13 protein-coding genes are annotated in these 14,901 nt (G+C 72.9%); 9 read left to right on the forward strand and 4 right to left on the reverse strand.

The window, feature by feature from the left end:
* From EF918_RS22535 to EF918_RS22545, 3 genes are all read left to right on the forward strand, one after another.
* On the forward strand, positions 1 to 1,490 hold a 1,490-nt coding region (locus EF918_RS22535), incomplete at its 5' end, for an alpha/beta fold hydrolase (protein WP_125649699.1).
* 47 nt (positions 1,491 to 1,537) lie between these two features.
* Positions 1,538 to 2,566, forward strand: coding sequence for an ATP-binding cassette domain-containing protein (locus EF918_RS22540; protein WP_125649702.1), 1,029 nt, complete (start codon positions 1,538 to 1,540; stop codon positions 2,564 to 2,566).
* Positions 2,563 to 3,357 carry an ABC transporter permease gene (locus tag EF918_RS22545; RefSeq protein ID WP_125649705.1) on the forward strand — a complete coding sequence of 265 codons (795 nt, stop codon included), beginning with the start codon at positions 2,563 to 2,565 and terminating at the stop codon, positions 3,355 to 3,357. Before EF918_RS22540 ends, EF918_RS22545 begins: the two co-directional genes overlap by 4 nt.
* 111 nt (positions 3,358 to 3,468) lie before the next feature.
* On the opposite strand, the gene EF918_RS22550 is transcribed toward EF918_RS22545, so the two are convergent.
* A complete protein-coding gene (locus tag EF918_RS22550; protein WP_125649708.1) occupies positions 3,469 to 5,427 on the reverse strand; it encodes an AarF/ABC1/UbiB kinase family protein in 1,959 nt (652 codons plus the stop codon).
* Positions 5,424 to 5,969 carry a hypothetical protein gene (locus EF918_RS22555; RefSeq protein ID WP_125649712.1) on the reverse strand — a complete coding sequence of 182 codons (546 nt, stop codon included), beginning with the start codon at positions 5,967 to 5,969 and terminating at the stop codon, positions 5,424 to 5,426. The genes EF918_RS22550 and EF918_RS22555 overlap by 4 nt, the downstream gene beginning before the upstream one ends.
* A 211-nt stretch (positions 5,970 to 6,180) precedes the next feature.
* On the opposite strand from EF918_RS22555, the gene EF918_RS22560 reads away from it, so the two are divergent.
* The 4 genes from EF918_RS22560 to EF918_RS22575 are packed head-to-tail and all read left to right on the forward strand — an operon-like array spanning position 6,181 to position 8,866.
* Entirely contained in the window at positions 6,181 to 6,300 is a 120-nt protein-coding gene (locus EF918_RS22560) for a keywimysin-related RiPP (protein WP_125649715.1), read from the forward strand.
* Positions 6,301 to 6,324: 24 nt separating this feature from the next.
* Positions 6,325 to 8,154, forward strand: coding sequence for an asparagine synthase-related protein (locus EF918_RS22565; RefSeq protein WP_125649718.1), 1,830 nt, complete (start codon positions 6,325 to 6,327; stop codon positions 8,152 to 8,154).
* Positions 8,151 to 8,408 (forward strand): lasso peptide biosynthesis PqqD family chaperone, encoded by a 258-nt coding sequence (locus EF918_RS22570; protein ID WP_125649721.1) that lies wholly within the window; start codon positions 8,151 to 8,153, stop codon positions 8,406 to 8,408. Before EF918_RS22565 ends, EF918_RS22570 begins: the two co-directional genes overlap by 4 nt.
* Positions 8,405 to 8,866, forward strand: coding sequence for a lasso peptide biosynthesis B2 protein (locus EF918_RS22575; RefSeq protein ID WP_260610508.1), 462 nt, complete (start codon positions 8,405 to 8,407; stop codon positions 8,864 to 8,866). The genes EF918_RS22570 and EF918_RS22575 overlap by 4 nt, the downstream gene beginning before the upstream one ends.
* Here EF918_RS22575 and EF918_RS22580 read toward each other — a convergent pair.
* Together EF918_RS22580 and EF918_RS22585 are read right to left on the reverse strand one after the other, a co-directional pair.
* Positions 8,832 to 9,551, reverse strand: a complete 720-nt coding sequence (locus tag EF918_RS22580) for a hypothetical protein (RefSeq protein ID WP_125649724.1) — start codon at positions 9,549 to 9,551, stop codon at positions 8,832 to 8,834. The two genes, EF918_RS22575 and EF918_RS22580, sit on opposite strands and share 35 nt — an antisense overlap.
* A 160-nt stretch (positions 9,552 to 9,711) precedes the next feature.
* A complete protein-coding gene (locus tag EF918_RS22585; RefSeq protein ID WP_125649727.1) occupies positions 9,712 to 11,892 on the reverse strand; it encodes an MMPL family transporter in 2,181 nt (726 codons plus the stop codon).
* A gap of 333 nt (positions 11,893 to 12,225) precedes the next feature.
* Here EF918_RS22585 and EF918_RS22590 point away from each other — a divergent pair, with 333 nt between their 5' ends.
* A complete protein-coding gene (locus EF918_RS22590; protein ID WP_125649730.1) occupies positions 12,226 to 13,278 on the forward strand; it encodes a polyprenyl synthetase family protein in 1,053 nt (350 codons plus the stop codon).
* A 26-nt stretch (positions 13,279 to 13,304) separates the two neighbouring features.
* Positions 13,305 to 14,846, forward strand: a complete 1,542-nt coding sequence (locus tag EF918_RS22595; protein ID WP_125649736.1) for an acyl-CoA carboxylase subunit beta — start codon at positions 13,305 to 13,307, stop codon at positions 14,844 to 14,846.
* Positions 14,847 to 14,901 lie beyond the last annotated feature (55 nt).

Genomic DNA, 14,901 nt, shown 5'->3' on the forward strand with positions numbered 1-14,901 from the left:
AGCGTTTCGTGGCGGACCCCTACGGTCCGGCGGGCAGCCGCATGTACCGCACGGGTGATGTCGCCCGGTGGTCGCGGACGGGGGAGCTGGAGTACCTGGGCCGCTCCGACGACCAGGTCAAGGTGCGCGGTTTCCGGATCGAGCTCGGCGAGATCGAGACGGTCCTGGCAACTCACCCCTCGGTCGCGCAGAACGCCGTGGTCGTCCGCGAGGACAGCCCCGGCCTCAAGCGTCTGGCCGCCTACGTCGTCCCGGCCGCCGGCACCGTCTTCGACGCGGAGGCCCTGCGCGCCCACATCGGCGCCACTCTGCCCGACTACATGGTCCCGGCCGCCGTCGTCGCCCTCGACGCCCTCCCGCTGACCGTCAACGGCAAGCTGGACCGCAAGCAGCTCCCCGCTCCCGGGGCCGACGCCGCCCCCGGCGGCCGAGGCCCCCGCTCGGCCCAGGAGGAGGTCCTGTGCGGCCTCTTCGCCGAGGTGCTCAAGGTCGACCGGGTGGGCATCGACGACAGCTTCTTCGAGCTGGGCGGCGACAGCATCACCTCCATCCAGCTCGTCAGCCGCATCCGTTCCGTCCTCGGGGTCAAGCTGAGCAACCGCGGCATCTTCGAGACGCCGACCGTCGCCCAGCTCACCGACAAGCTCGGCACCGGCCAGGACGGCGACGGCTTCGAGGTGCTGCTGCCGCTGCGCACCGGCGGCGAGCGGCCCCCGCTGTTCTGCGTCCACGGCGCGGGCGGCCTGAGCTGGCCGTACTCGACCCTGCTCGCGCACATCGCGGGGGAGTACCCGGTCTACGGCCTCCAGGCCCGCGGCCTCGACGGCGAGGGCGCCATCGCCACCAGCGTCGAGGAGATGGCCGCCGACTACGTCGAGCAGATCCGCTCGGTCCAGCCCGCCGGCCCCTACCACCTCCTCGGCTGGTCCTTCGGCGGCCTCGTCGCCCACGAAATCGCCACGCAGCTCACCGAGGCGGGGGAGCGGGTGGCCCTGCTGGCCAACCTGGACCAGACCCCGTACGACGAGTCCTGGCAGGACGACGACTACACCCTGCCCACCGAGCGGGACGTCCTGGAGACCCTCCTGGACTTCGTCGGCTTCGACCTCGCCGAGGTGCGCTCCCAGCCCCTGGACCACCGGCGGGCCATGGAACTGATCCGCAGCCGGGACAGCGCGCTCGGCAGCCTGGAGGAGCACCACATCTCGGCCTTCGTGAAGGTCGGCATCAACAACCACGTGCTCAGCGCCGCCTACCGGCCGCGCCGCTTCGACGGCGAGCTGCTGCTCTTCGTCTCCACGGCCGGCACCGACGACCCCGCGGCCAAGACGGTGGACTCGGTCGCCGCCTGGGAGCCGTACGTGGCCGGTGCCGTCACCACCCACCCGGTGCACGCGCACCACGGACACCTGCTCCAGCCCGGACCGGCGGCCGAGATCGGCCGGGTCGTCCTGGAGAAGCTCGCCGGGCAGCCGGCCCTCGTCCGCTGACCCGCCCCGACCACACACACGCACCACGCAGCAAAGGAGTGGCCGTCATGGAAACGGCAATCTCGGCGGAGGGCCTCCGCAAGCGCTACGGCGACCACCAGGCGCTCGACGGCATCAACCTGGAGGTCCCCGCGGGCACCGTCCTGGGGGTGCTCGGACCCAACGGGGCGGGCAAGACCACCACCGTGCGCATCCTCGCGACCCTGCTCGACCCGGACGAGGGCCGCGCCACCGTCGCCGGCTACGACCTGGCGACCCAGGCCAAGCTCATCCGCGCCAACGTGGGCCTCACCGGCCAGTACGCGGCCGTCGACGAGCGGCTCAGCGGCCGCGAGAACCTCCAGCTCATCGGCACCCTGCTGCGCCTGGGCCGCAAGGGCGCCCGGGCCCGTGCCGACGAACTGCTGGAGAAGTTCGGCCTGGTGGACGCCGCCGACCGGATGGCCAAGACGTACTCGGGCGGCATGCGCCGCCGCCTCGACCTCGCGGCGAGCCTCGTGGCCAGCCCCCCGGTGCTCTTCCTGGACGAGCCGACCACGGGCCTGGACCTCACCAGCCGGCTCGCCCTCTGGGAGATGATCAAGGAGCAGGTGGACAACGGCGTGACCGTGCTCCTGACCACCCAGTACCTGGAGGAGGCCGACCAGCTCGCCGACCGGATCGCGGTCATCGACAAGGGCGTGGTCATCGCCGACGGCACCCCCGACGAGCTCAAGCGCGAGGTCGGCGGAGAGCGGCTGGAGGTCTCCGTGAGCTCCGCCGCCGACCTGGCCGCCGCCACCCGGGTGCTGGCCGACGTCTCCCCGCAGGAGCCGGTCGTGGACCGGGAACACCGTACGGTCTCGGTGCCGCTGGCCGGCGGGGTCAACACCATCGCCGCGGCCGCCACCGGTCTGGAGCGGCTCGGCATCGAGCCCCAGGACTTCGCCGTCCGCCGCTCCTCCCTGGACGACGTCTTCCTGGCCCTGACCGGCCGGCCGGACCAGGACGCACACCCCGCCGGATCCGCCGGACCGGCGCAGCAGGACGACCGGACCGCGCAGGAGCGGGACGAGAAGGAGATGCAGGCGGCATGACCGAGGTGCTCAGCGACTCGTTCGCACTCGCGGGCCGCCAGATGCGGCACATCCGGCGCATGCCGGAACAGCTCCTCGGCATCACCGTGATGCCGGTGGCCTTCGTCCTCGTCTTCGGGTACCTGTTCGGCAGCGCCATGCAGGTACCCGGCCAGGGCGGCTACAAGGAGTACATCATGGCCGGCATCTTCGCCCAGGTGATGCTGGCCAACCTCACCACCACCGCCGTCGGCGTCGTGGAGGACCTCAACAACGGCCTGGTGGACCGCTTCCGCGCGCTGCCGATCTCCCGCTCCTCGGTCCTGCTCGGCCGCACCACCGCCGACCTGGTCCTGGTCGCCTGGACCAGCGCCATCATGGCCGTGGTCGGCTATCTGATCGGCTGGCGGGCGCACAACGGCGTGCTCCAGACCCTGGCCGGCTTCGGCCTGCTGCTCCTGATGGGCTTCGCGATGTCGTGGCTGGGTGCCCTGGTCGGGCTGAGCCTGCGCAGCCCCGAGGCGGTCAGCGCCCTGTCCGGCGTGGTGATGATGCCGCTGGCCTTCCTCTCCAACGCCTTCGTGCCGCCGGAGGGCCTGCCCGGCTGGATGCGCGTGGTCGTGGAGTGGAACCCGGTCAGCGCGGTGGTCTCCGCCGCCCGCGACCTGTTCGGCAACGAGCGCGGCACCTCCAGCGGCGCCTTCCCTTCCGAACACCCGGTCGTCGCCGCCCTCGTGGTGCTGCTCGTCCTGCTCGCCGTCGTGATCCCGCTGGCCGGCCGCGCCTACCAGCGGGCCGCCGCCCGGCGCTGAGCCCGCAGGGCCGCGGCGCCCGGCAGCGCCCGCGGGCGCGCCACGACGCACACGGGCCCGGCCCCCTCGACGGGGGCCGGGCCCGCGCGGACCGCCATGCGGCCGGCCGTCTCAGCGCCGGTGGCCGGAGCCGATCATCATGAACAGCACCCGCACCACCAGCACCGAGCTGATCACCAGCAGGTTGTAGCCGAACAGGTCGAACAGACCGAAGCCCTTGCCGAGCATCGGGCCGCCCTCGGTCCGCAGCAACTGCACGCCGACCAGCCCGATCACCCCGCCGAGGAACGCCAGCAGCACCTCGTGGACCAGCGAACGCAGGAACCGCCGGTCCTCGGGATCCGCGAACAGCCGGACCCCGACCGTGAGCTGGCCGCCCTCCACCGCCGCACCGATCCGCTCGATCCGCCGCGGCAGCCGGCGCAGCATGGGCACCAGTCCCAGCAGTTCCTCGGTCACCGACCGGCCGAGCGCCTCCGGCCGCAGCTTGCGCAGGTGCTGGGTGACGGCGAACGAGCGCGCCTCCGCGACGATGTCGAAGCCGGGCACCAGACGGTCCAGCGACCCTTCCATGGTGGCCAGCGCCCGGAACACGGCCGCTATCTCCGGCGGCACGCTGATCCCGTGCCGCGAGACGATGGCGAACAGGTCGGCGAACATCTCCCGGTCCGGTTTGACCCCGGGAGCGAAGTGCCGTGCCAGGAACTGGCCGAGCGCCCGCTCCAGCTTCCGCTCATCTATGTGCTCGGGGTGCACCACCAGCGCCAGCAGCGCGTCCGCCAGCCCGGCCGGGTCACCGCGGTGCAGGGCCAGCAGCATCCCGCCCAGGGTCCCTCGCAGCGCACGGTCGATCCGCCCGACCGAGCCGAAGTCGAGCATGCCGAGCCGGCCGTCGTCGAGCAGCAGCAGATTGCCCGGGTGCGGATCGGCGTGGAAGACACCACTGGTCATGATCTGACCCAGCAGGCACTCCAGCATGGCGCTGGCCAACGCATGGCGGTCCAGCCCGCGCTCGTCCAGCAGCCCCGACACGCTGTGCAGCGGCGTGCCCGCCATCCACTCGGTGACCAGCACCCGCTTGCCCGACAGGTCCTGGTGGACCTCCGGCACCCGGATCACCGAGTCCCCGCCGGCCGCCTTGATCGCCGCGGCCACCGACAGCGTGTTGCGCGCCTCGATACGGAAGTCCAGCTCCTCCTGGACCGATACGGCGAACCCCTGCGCCAGGGTGAGCGCACCCACGCTGCGGCCCCAGTCCGTGTGCTGCTCCAGCCGGGCCGCGAACCGGTAGAGGATGTCCAGGTCGTCCACCACGATCTCGCGCGCCCCGGGCCGCTGCACCTTCACCGCGACCTGCTGCCCGCAGGCCAGCCGCGCCCGGTGCACCTGGGCGATGGACCCCGCGGCCACGGGCCTGGGGTCGAACTCGGCGAACACCTCGCCCGGCGGCGCCCCCAGCTCCTCCTGGAGCACCCGCTCGACGGCCTCCCACGGCTCCGGCGAGGCCTGGTCCTGCAACGAGCTCAGTTCCTCGATGAACTCCTGCGGGAGCAGGTCGTACCGGGTGGACATCACCTGCCCCAGCTTGACGAAGGTCACCCCGGCCTCCTCCAGCGCCAGCCGCAGCGACGGGGCGAGCGCCGCGCGCTCGGCCGCCGCCTCCGGCCCGCGCCGCGAGCGGCCGCTGACGAAGCGGCCGAGCCCGTGCCGGACGAAGATCCGGCTCAGCCGTGCGTAGCGGCGGGCGCGGGCGAAGCTGCGCCGCACCGAACCGGGCAGCCGCACCAGTCCGCGGACCGTGCCCGAGGGCACCAGCACCTCGGTGGCGGCCAGGAACAGCATGGCCACCACGAGGGAGACGCCGACCTCCAGCGTGATCAGGGCCAGGGGCTGCACATCACGCAGCGGATAGCTGACCAGCGTGCCCGCGGCCAGCCCGACCACACCCGTCAGCACCGCGCGTCCCTTGCCGAGCCGGACCCCGAGCAGCCGCCGGGCCCCGGAGGCCAGTCCGGCGACGAAGACCGTCAGGGAGAGCGCGGCCAGCAGGACCAGAACGGCCGTGTTCATCGCCGGCTGCGGCGCCGCAGGGCGTACGACAGGGTCACCAGCGCCAGCAGCGGCCCCCACAGCAGCAACGGCGCGTACAGCCAGCCCATCACGGTCCGGTGCGTGCCGGTCAGATTGCCCTGGTCGACGGTGTCCCACAGCAGGAGCTGGCTGACCGTCACCGCGGTCATGACCAGGGCACCGAGCAGCGCCGCCGTCACGGCCGCCCCGGTGCGCACCGGACGCCCGCCGATGAACGGCAGCCGGCGCGGCGCGACCAGTCCCCAGTCCCGGACCAGACCCAGCGTCAGCAGCGCCGCGCCCTCCTGGGCCAGGGAGATCAGCGGAAGGATCAGGTATCCGGTGCCGGGCAGCCCGTAGTCGGTGCGCAGCACCTCCTCGCTGTAGCCCACCGGCACGCCGGCGGTCATGGCCAGGCGCCACAGGGTCGACGGCAGCGCGATCAGCGGGACGGCGTGTGCGGCCCAGACCGCCCACCGCGGTGGCGGCGGGGTGTCCAGGACCGCCGGGGGGGCCGGGGTGCGGCTGACTTCGGTTGTCATAGGAGGAGGCTGCCAATCTGATCGTCACGTGAGCAACCGGACCGGGAATTCTAAAAAACCGCGGGATGCGTCCACCGTGCCGCTGTCAGCTTGCTGCCACAACGGCTCGAAGTGGTCAGGCGCGTTGAGCTGCCGGGCGCCGAGGCGGAAATTTGAATAGGTAGGGCTGTCCTGCTGGGATTCATTTCCCGTCAACCGAAAGGAAAGAGCCATGATGAAGAAGGCCTACGAGGCGCCGGTATTCGCCGCCGCCGGTTCCTTCCGCGCCGACACCGGCATGGGTCTCCCCGCCGGATTCTGGGACTGGAAGGGCATTCGCGGCTGGCTGTAATTCCCGGATCTCTCGCAGGAGCTGATGATGCCGGACCGCGGCGCACCGTTCTTCTTCGTATTCCCTGACAACGAGGCTGCGTCCGCCGTGGCCCGGCACCTGCGCGAGGAACAGCCCGGCCTTCGGTCCGTGGCCCATGCCTCCGGACGCGACTGGATCGTCGGCCGGTGGGAACCGGCCGGACTTCTCGTGGCGCGGGCGGGCCGTACCGCCCTCGCCCTGATCGGTACCTTCCCGCAGTCCGTGGCCGGCGCGCTGGAGCGCCGGGCCGGCCTGCTGAGCGACCCGGCGGAACTGGACGGGCTGGCCCCCACCCTGCCCGGCCAGTTCCACCTGCTCGCCTCCGTGGACGGCGCCCTGCGCGTCCAGGGCTCCGCCTACGGCGCCCGGCGCGTCTTCCACACCCGCACCGGCGCCACCCTGGTCGCCGGGGACCGCGCCGTGGCACTGGCCCGCCTGGCCGGGCTCGAACCGGACCCGACCGCCGTGGCCGTGAGCCTGCTGGGCATGGCGCCGGCCCCGCTCGACCAGCGCCCGCTGTGGTCGGCGGTCACCGCCGTCCCCGCGGGCACCGCCCTGCTGGCCCGGCCCGACGGAGCGTCCTCCTACCGGCGCTGGCACCGGCCCCCGGAGCCCGCCACCTCCCTGGAACAAGGCGCCGCCGCGGTCCGGGAGGCCCTGCTCGACGCGGTGGAGGTCCGTACCGCCCCCGGCGGGCTGATCAGTGCCGACCTCTCCGGCGGCCTGGACTCCACCAGCATCAGCTTCCTCGCCGCCCGGGATCCCCGCGCCCGGATCGTGGCCTGCACCTCCACCGGCGACGAGGCCTTCAACGAGGACGGCCGCTGGGCCCGCTGGGCCGCCGAGGACCTGCCCGGGGTCGAGCACTTCATCCTTCCGAACGAGGAACTGCCCACGTTCTACGACGGCTTCGACGACCCCGGGCTGCCGCTCGACGCCCCCAACGCGCTGGTCGCCTCCCGCCGTCGTGCCACCGTTCTGCCCCGCCGGATGGCCGCCCGCGGCTCCCGGCTTCATCTGACCGGCAACGGCGGGGACAACCTGTTCGTCGGCCTGCCCCACCACCTGCACGCGCTCGTCGCCCGGCGTCCGCTGGCCGCCCTGCGCCGCCTCGGCGGATTCCGCGCGATGCTCTCCTGGCCGCTGCTGCCCGTCGTCCGCCAGCTCGCCGACCGCCGCGGATACCGCCGGGCCCTGGCATCGGTCTCCCTGCGCGGCGCACCGGCGCCGATGCCGGGCCGGCCCTCGCTGGGCTGGCTGTACCCGCCCTGCCCGGCCTCCTGGCTCACCGAGGACTGTCTGCACCTGCTGGAGCGGGAACTGGCCGAGGCCGTCGCCACGGCCGAGCCGTACGGGCCCACCCCGGGCCGGCACGTCGAACTGTGGGCCCTCCACCAGCTCGCCCGCGACAACGAGGCCGCCGAGGCGGCCGGCCGGGCGGCCGGCGTACCCATGTCCGCCCCCTTCCTTGACGACCGGGTCGTGGACGCGGCCCTCTCGGTCCGTGTCGAGGACCGGGTCGACCCCTGGGCGTACAAGCCGGTGCTGGTCCGCGCGATGGACGGACTGGTGCCCCGCCGCTCCCTGTCCCGCGCCACCAAGGGCGAGGGCACCATGGACGCCGCCGCCGGCCTCTACCGCAACCGCGCGGCGCTGACGGGGCTGTGGGAGGACAGCCTGCTCGGCCGCGCCGGCCTGGTGGACGAGGCGGCCCTGCGCCGCCTGTGCTCCGCCGCCTCCTCGCCCGAACTGCGCGACGAGCGCTTCGTGTCGACCCTCGCGGCCGAGATGTGGCTGCGCACCGTCCTGACGACCCAAGGAGCCCTGGCATGAAACTCGTGCACCGCGCGTACCTCAAGCTCGCCGCCACCGAGTACGGCGCCGTGCTGCTCGACACCAGGTCGGGCGGGTACTGGCAGCTCAACCCCACCTCGGCCACGATCGTGGGCGTCCTGCTGGACGGGGGCCGGGCCGAGGACGCCGTCCGCCGCCTCACCGAGGAGTACGACGTCGACGCCGAGCGGGCCGCGGCGGACGTCGACACGGTCCTGGCGGCCATGGCCGAGGCGGGAGTGGTGGCGGCGTGAGCGTGACCACGGCCCTGCCGGCCGACCGCACCCGCTTCCCGCTGCGCCGCCGGCTGGCCGCCCGTACGGCCGTCGGCGCGGCGCACCTGCTCACCCGGCTCGCCCCGCACCGGCTGGAACGGGTGCTGACCCGGGTCGCGCGCGGCGCCGTCCCGTCGACCGCGGCGCAGGCCACCGAGGCCCGTGAGCTCGTGCTCGCCGCGAGCCTGCGCATGAACGGGCAGCGCAGCTGCCTGCCCCGGTCCGTGGCCGTGGCACTGACCTGCCGGCTCGGCGGCCACTGGCCGACATGGTGCGTGGGAACGCTGATGAGCCCGCCGTTCAGCCCCCACGCGTGGGTGGAGGCCGACGGCGGGCTCATCGGCGAGAAGGGCGATCACGCGCACTGGGCGCGGCTGATCTCGGTGGCCGCGCCCGGCGCGGTCACTGGCAGCCGCGCTGCCAGTTCCAGCCGATGAACGTGTGCCGCAGCTGGACGTCGAAGCGGCAGGTGGCGCTCCCGTCGGCGTTCAGGTCGACGTACGAGTGGTGGGTGTTGGCGTACCAGCCGCCCGTGACGTCGAAGATGCCCTTGTAGGTGAAGTCGGCGTGCGCCTCGGTCCGCGAGGCGGTGCAGTCGGTGGCGCAGTCGGTGTTCTGCGTCGCCGACTTCAGGCTCCAGCCGGCGTTCCACGGCTCGCGGTTCCACTGCTGCGTGGCGTCGGTGGTGGCCGTGGTGATGCGGGCGCCGTCCGTCGTCCACTGCGAGGTCGTGTACAGGCCGGTCATCCGGATGTTGCAGCAGTCGAACATCTCGTTCCAGCTCTTGAACTGGCGCGTGGTACCGGCGGTCGTGGCCGCCGCGGCCACCCCCGCGGGCGCGGCGGCGGACTTCTTCGCCGCCGCGCCGTCACGTGCGGGGACGAACGTGACCTCACCGAGGACCGGCCGGCAGTCCTCGCCGATCGTGACCTGCTGCTGGACGGCCATGCCGGCCGGCGGCGCGGGCAGTTCCCCCGTCAGGCGCACCTCGCCGCAGGAGGTCCGCTCGGCCGGCGCGCCGGCCGCACCGGCGGCCTCGGTGGCGGAGGCGGTACCGGCGGTGAGCGTCAGCGACAGCATTCCGGCGGCGAGCACGGCGGCGAGCGTGTTTCGGTTGCGCAATTCCCCAAGCCTTCCCTCGTGAGTGGTCGCAACGGAGCGTAGGCGGGGATCCGGGCCGGGCGGACGGGCCGTCACAACCTTGGCAGGAAGGTGACATTGCCTGGTCGGACGGGGTGCCGGGCCCCCGCGCGAAGCCGCGCGGGGGCCCGTGGGGGAACCGTCACACCAGGCTCGGGTCGTCCGCCCGGGAACCCTTCCCCGCGGAGGACCCGGCCGTGCCCGCACCGCCGGGGGCGGCCGCCGTGGACGGCAGGGTCAGCTCGTGCCCGGGCCACCAGGCGCGGTGGCCGAGCAGGCTGGTCAGGGTGGGGACCAGCAGCAGGGCCATGACGAAGGCGGTGAGCAGGATGCCGAACGCGACGGCGAAGCCCATCTGCTGGAGCATGGAGTTCTCGGCGAGCATCAGCACACCGAAGGTGCCGGCCAGGATGACCGCGGCGGCCGCGATGGTGGGCGCGGACGCGGAGACGGCCCGGCGGACGGCCTCGCGCGGGGCCCGCCCGGCACCGATCTCCTCCCGCAGCCGGGAGACCATGAGGATGTTGTAGTCCGTGCCGATGGCCACCACGAAGAGGTAGACCACCACGGGCAGGGTGAACAGCAGCCCCTTCTCGCCCGCGCCCGTCTGGAACACCCAGACGGTCGCGCCGAGGGTCGCGGCGAACCCGAGGGCGACCGACGCCATGAGGTACAGCGGGGCGACCACGCTGCGCAGCAGCAGGCCCAGGATGAGCATGATGGCGAGGCCGGCGGCCGGGAAGACCACCCGGTAGTCACGGTTGACGGCCGTGCTGATGTCGGCGAGCACCGCGGAGGTGCCGCCGACCAGCGCCCGGGTACCGTCGGGCGCCGCCCGGTGGGCGGCGTCCCGCAGCGGCCCGGACACCAGGTCCAGGGCCTTGTCCTCGGTGGGGCGGTAGGTCAGTACGACGCTGTACCGGGCGATGCTGCCGTCCGCGCCGGCCTGGGCGGGGGAGACCTCGCCGACGCCCTCGATCCGCAGGGCGGCGCCGAAGGCGTCGAGCTGGCCGCGGTCCAGCGGCGTTCCGTCCCGCTTCTCCAGGTAGACCGTGGTCGGGTCCGTCTGCCCGGCCGAGAAGCCGCGCTGGAGGTCCTTCATGGCGGTGACGGACTCCAGGTCCTGCGGCAGGGAGCTGTCGGCGTCGAACTCCGGCCGGAAGCCGAGCACTCCGACGGCGAGCACCGCGAGCACCGCCGCGCTGACCCCGGCGATGACGCCGGGGCGGCGGGCGGCGGCCGAGCCGATCCGGCCGGCGAGGGCGTTCTTCGGCTCCTTGCGCCACGCCTTCGACGGCCAGAACGCCTTCGTGCCCAGCAGCGAGAACACCGCCGGCACCAGGGTCAGCCCGGCCAGCAGCGCCACCGCCACCGAGATCGCGAGCGAGGGACCCATGGCCCGCAGCATGCCCATGGTGGACAGCAGCAGGGCGAGGAACGCGACGACGACCGCGCCGGCGGCGGAGGCGATGGTCTCGCCCACCAGCGCCACCGCGCTGATCATGGCCTGCTTGGGGTCCTGGCCGCCGCGCAGCTGCTCGCGGTAGCGGAAGAGGAGGAAGAGGAGGTAGTCGGTGCCGACGCCGAAGAGGACCACGATGAGGATGGCCGAGATGGAGGCGTCCGCCTTCAGCCCACCGAGCTCGGCGGCCGTCGAGATCAGTCCGGTGGCCACCATGAAGGCCAGGCTGATGATCACGACCGGCAGGATCGCGATGAGCGGGCTGCGGAAGATGACGAGCAGCAGGACCACGATGAGCAGCAGCGTGGCCGACATGATCATGGCGTCGGTGTCCCCGGAGGCCTCCTTGGCGTCCACCGCGCTGGCGGCGGCGCCGGTCAGGCCCATCGTCAGATCCGTCCCCGAGAGCAGGGGCCGGGCCTCTTCACGCAGTTTCCTGACGGATTCGCCGAGTTCCGGGTCGTAGGGGTCCTTGACCGTGGCGAGGACCTGCGCCAGCGCGATCTCACCGTTGGGCGAGACGGCCTCCGGGCCGGTCGTGACCGCCTTGACCTTCGTCAGGCCCTTGTCCTGGAGTCCGGCCGCCACCTTGGCGACGGCCGCCTTGTCGGACTCCGTGAGGGCCTTCTTGTCCGTCCGCTGGAACACGGCCACGGCCGCGGGCTGCTCATGCTGGGGGAAAGCGCGCTCCTGTGCCTTCGCCGCCTGGACGGATTCGTAGGAGGAGGGCAGGAATTCGGCCTGGTCGCTGGTCGACTTGAGCTGCGGGGCCAGGGCGGCCAGCGCGACCGCCGCGATCAGCCAGGCCGAGATGGTCACCCAGGGCCGGAGGACGGCGAAGCGTCCGATCCGTCCGAACATGAGACTCCTTCACAAGCGTACGGAGGGCAGAGAAATGTCCCCGGGAGCCTAGTCACGGAGGAGAAAGGCTCCCCCTCGCATGTCCGGTTGCTGTCAATTCCCCCCTGGCTGAAGCCGGTTTGTCCGGCGGATGCGGAGCTACCGGTTTCTTCTTCCGTCGCGGGTTCCCCCCGTCGGCACCTGTGGCAGGAAGCTGCCACATCCCTGGTCATGGGCGCGCGAAGGCCCTACTGGCACCTTCATGTCAGCCCTGTTGTAAGGGCCCCGGCCGCCTGTCGATGCTGTCGAATACCCATACGGGAAATCAATGTCCGGTTGTCGCGCGGAGGGGCCATGAGCGCTGTTCACGAGTACGGGGCCGGTACGGCAGCGCCGTCGGACCTTCCCGCCGCCCGGCTGATCGCCCGGCTCGTCCCGGAGGAACCCGAGTTCGAAAGCAGAATGCGGGAATCCCTGGCCCGCGCCGAGAAATGGCTCCAGGCCACCGCCCACGCCGCCTTCGACCCGCGCGTCACCGCCCTCACCGGCCATCTCGCCGACGCCGGCGGCAAGCGGCTGCGCCCCCTGCTGGTGCTGCTCGGCGCCGAGTTCGGTGACCCCTGGGCCGAGGGCGTCACCCAGGCGGCCACCATCGCCGAACTGGTCCACATCGCCTCGCTCCACCACGACGACGTCATGGACGGCGCCGCCACCCGGCACGGCGTGCCCAGCGTGCACGCCCGGTTCGGCGAGCGCGCCGCCGTCCTCGGCGGGGACCTGCTGCTGGCCCGCGCCGCGCAGCTCGCCGCCGACCTCGGACCGGCCGCCGTCCACCTCAATGCCCGCACCGCCGGCCGCCTCGTCGCCGGCCAGCTGCGGGAACTGGCCGGCCCCGCCCCCGACGAGGACCCCGTCACCCACTACTTCCACGTGGCCGCCGGCAAGACCGCGGCGCTGCTCGCCATGTCCCTGGGCATCGGCGCCGTACAGGCCGGTGCGCCCGCGTCCGCCGCCGCCGCCCTCACCGAGTACGGCGAACAGCTCGGCATCGCCTTCCAGATAGCCGACGACCTGCTCGACCTGACCTCCTGCGCCGGGCTCACCGGCAAGGAACGCGGCAAGGACCTGCTGGCCGGCGTCCCCAGCCTGCCGGTGCTCCTCGCCCGCGAGAGCACCGACCCCGACGACGCCGAACTGCGGGCCCTGCTCGCCGCCGGCCCGGTCCCGCCCGCCGCCCTGCCGCGCGCCCTGGAGCTGTTCGCGCGCTCCTCGGCCCTCGCCGAGACCGAGGCCGTGATGCAGCGCCGCCTGGAGCGCGCCCGTACCGCGCTGGCCGTCCTGCCCGCCCTCCCGGCCCGCCGCGCCCTGCTCGCCCTCTGCGACTACGTCGCCCTCCGCACCAGCTGAACCGCAAGGAGCCCCCGCCCATGACCATGGCCGAACGGGTCGCAGAACTCGCCCGCATCCGACAGGACGTCCTCGACGGCGTCCCCGCCGCCACCGAGGCGCAGCACGCCAAGGGCAAGCTGACCGCGCGGGAACGGATCGACCTCCTGCTGGACGAGGGGTCCTTCCACGAGGTCGAGCAGCTGCGCCGACACCGGGCCACCGGCTTCGGGCTGGAGCACAAGCGCCCGCACACCGACGGTGTGATCACGGGCTGGGGCACCGTGGACGGCCGGACCGTCTTCGTCTACGCCCACGACTTCCGCATCTTCGGCGGGGCGCTGGGCGAGGCGCACGCGACGAAGATCCACAAGATCATGGACATGGCCATCGCGGCCGGTGCGCCGCTGGTGTCGCTGAACGACGGCGCGGGCGCCCGGATCCAGGAGGGCGTCTCGGCGCTCGCCGGCTACGGCGGCATCTTCCAGCGCAACACCAAGGCCTCGGGCGTCATCCCCCAGATCTCCGTCATGCTCGGCCCCTGCGCCGGCGGCGCCGCGTACAGCCCGGCCCTGACGGACTTCGTCTTCATGGTCCGCGAGACCTCGCAGATGTTCATCACCGGCCCCGACGTGGTCCGCGCCGTCACCGGCGAGGAGATCACCCAGAACGGCCTCGGCGGCGCCGACGTGCACGCCGAGACCTCGGGCGTGGCGCACTTCGCGTACGACGACGAGGAGACCTGCATCGCCGAGGTCCGCTACCTGCTGTCGATGCTCCCCGCCAACAACCGCACCACCCCGCCCGCCGTCCCCGCCGACGACCCCGCCGACCGCCGCTGCGAGCGCCTGCTCGACCTGGTCCCGCTCGACGGCAGCCGCCCGTACGACATGCGCGAGGTCATCGCCGAGATCGTCGACGACGGCGAGCACATGGAGGTCCACGAGCGCTGGGCCACCAGCGTCATCACCACCCTCGCCCGCCTCGACGGCCGGGTCGTCGGGATCGTCGCCAGCCAGCCGCAGTCCCTGGCCGGGGTCCTCGACATCCACTCCTCCGAGAAGGCCGCCCGCTTCGTCCAGCTCTGCGACGCCTTCTCCATCCCGCTGGTCACCCTGGTCGACGTGCCCGGCTTCCTGCCCGGCGTCGGCCAGGAGCACGGCGGCATCATCCGGCACGGCGCCAAGCTCCTGTACGCCTACTGCAACGCCACCGTGCCGCGGATCTCGCTGGTGCTGCGCAAGGCGTACGGCGGCGCGTACATCGTGATGGACTCCCGCTCCATCGGCGCCGATCTCGCGCTGGCCTGGCCGGCCAACGAGATCGCCGTGATGGGCGCGGAAGGCGCGGCCAACGTCGTCTTCCGCCGCCGGATCGCGGCCGCCGACGACCCCGAGGCGGTCCGCGGGCAGCTCGTCAAGGAATACAAGAGCGAGCTCATGCACCCTTACTACGCCGCCGAACGCGGCCTCGTCGACGACGTCATCGACCCCGCCGACACCCGCAGTGCCCTGATCGCCGCGCTCGACATGCTCCGCACGAAGCACGCCGTGACCCCCGCCCGCAAGCACGGCAACCCCCCGATGTGAGGAGACGACCTTGACCGGCAGACCCACCGCCCCGGTACTGGAAGGCCCCCTGGCC

Origin of the sequence: Streptomyces sp. WAC06614 (assembly GCF_003949795.1) — a bacterium.
Taxonomy (GTDB): Bacteria; Actinomycetota; Actinomycetes; order Streptomycetales; family Streptomycetaceae; genus Streptomyces.

Excerpts from the sequence above, each read along its gene's own strand:
- EF918_RS22540 (WP_125649702.1), top strand. The coding sequence starts at position 1,538 with ATGGAAACGGCAATCTCGGCGGAGGGCCTCCGCAAGCGCTACGGCGAC.
- EF918_RS22545 (WP_125649705.1), top strand. The coding sequence starts at position 2,563 with ATGACCGAGGTGCTCAGCGACTCGTTCGCACTCGCGGGCCGCCAGATG.
- EF918_RS22550 (WP_125649708.1), bottom strand. The coding sequence starts at position 5,427 with ATGAACACGGCCGTTCTGGTCCTGCTGGCCGCGCTCTCCCTGACGGTC.
- EF918_RS22555 (WP_125649712.1), bottom strand. The coding sequence starts at position 5,969 with ATGACAACCGAAGTCAGCCGCACCCCGGCCCCCCCGGCGGTCCTGGAC.
- EF918_RS22560 (WP_125649715.1), top strand. The coding sequence starts at position 6,181 with ATGATGAAGAAGGCCTACGAGGCGCCGGTATTCGCCGCCGCCGGTTCC.
- EF918_RS22565 (WP_125649718.1), top strand. The coding sequence starts at position 6,325 with ATGATGCCGGACCGCGGCGCACCGTTCTTCTTCGTATTCCCTGACAAC.
- EF918_RS22570 (WP_125649721.1), top strand. The coding sequence starts at position 8,151 with ATGAAACTCGTGCACCGCGCGTACCTCAAGCTCGCCGCCACCGAGTAC.
- EF918_RS22585 (WP_125649727.1), bottom strand. The coding sequence starts at position 11,892 with ATGTTCGGACGGATCGGACGCTTCGCCGTCCTCCGGCCCTGGGTGACC.
- EF918_RS22590 (WP_125649730.1), top strand. The coding sequence starts at position 12,226 with ATGAGCGCTGTTCACGAGTACGGGGCCGGTACGGCAGCGCCGTCGGAC.
- EF918_RS22595 (WP_125649736.1), top strand. The coding sequence starts at position 13,305 with ATGGCCGAACGGGTCGCAGAACTCGCCCGCATCCGACAGGACGTCCTC.